Annotated in this window: 1 protein-coding gene; it reads right to left on the bottom strand. The window is 70.5% G+C overall.

Going from position 1 to position 1,137, the window contains the following annotated elements; all coding sequences use genetic code 11:
* Positions 1-72 precede the first annotated feature (72 nt).
* Complete coding sequence (apbC, locus tag J5F18_RS09270) at positions 73-936, bottom strand: iron-sulfur cluster carrier protein ApbC (protein WP_346302207.1); 864 nt, start codon at positions 934-936, stop codon at positions 73-75.
* Between the last annotated feature and the right edge of the window lie 201 nt (positions 937-1,137).

The following is a 1,137-nucleotide window of genomic DNA, read 5'->3' as shown; positions in this document are numbered from 1 at the left end:
TTGAAAAGGAAGGGGCATGAGAGAACCGGGGCCGCCATGATAGCGGCCCCGGGGGTGAGCGTCATCCACCCGTCAATCGTCGCTGAAGGAGATGCTGGGCCCCTCGGCGGCCTGCTGGCCCCGCACCTGCTCGGCCACCTGGCGGGCCATGTCGCGGAAGGTGGCCGTCACCTCGCCGTCCGGCTCGGCCACCACCGTGGGGCGACCGCCGTCGACCTGCTCACGGATGGAGAGCGCCAGGGGCAGGCGCCCCAGCAGGCGGGCCTGGTATTCCGCCGCGATGCGCTCGCCGCCACCCTCGCCGAAGATCGGCTCGGCGTGGCCACAGTTCGAACAGACGTGCAGGCTCATGTTCTCCACCACCCCCAGCACCGGCACCTTGACCTTGCGGAACATCTCGATCCCCTTGCGGGCATCGAGCAGGGCGATGTCCTGGGGGGTGGTGACGATCACCGCGCCATCGACCGGTACCTTCTGGGCCAGGGTCAGCTGGATGTCGCCGGTGCCCGGAGGCATGTCGATGAACAGGAAGTCGAGGTCGTCCCACAGCGTCTGGGACAGCAGCTGCTGGAAGGCACCGGCCACCATGGGGCCCCGCCACACCATGGGCTCGCGAATATCGACCATGAAGGCCATGGACATCGCCTGGAGACCGTGAGCCTCGAGCGGATGCATGCGGTTCTCGCCGGCCGCCCGGGGCCGCACCCCCTCGCCCACCCCCAGCATCTGGGCCTGGCTGGGGCCGTGGATATCGGCATCCAGGACGCCGACCCGATAGCCCTCGGCGGCCATGGCCAGCGCCAGGTTGACGGTGACGGTGGACTTGCCCACGCCGCCCTTGCCGGACGCCACGGCAACGATGTGCTTGACCCCTTCGATCACGACCTGCTCCTCTGCTCGTCCTGGGTCGGGGCGGGTGGTGCCGCCCCAACCTATCGGTAATCGCCTGTCGGGGCAGTATACCCGCGCGCCAGCGGGTCGTCCCGGCCCCCAACGCCGAACGGCGGGCCGCGGCCCGCCGTTCGGATGGCCGCCCGGGGCGGGCGGCGCCTCTCCCGGGCCGATAGCCCGGCCTCGTGGCTGGCCTACTCCTCGGCCTCCTCCTCGGTCTCGCTCTCCTCCTCGGTCTCGCTCTCC

The organism is Halomonas sp. BM-2019 (genome assembly GCF_017584085.1).
Note: the sequence above shows the minus strand (reverse complement) of the source record. Positions and strands in the feature narration are given on the sequence as shown.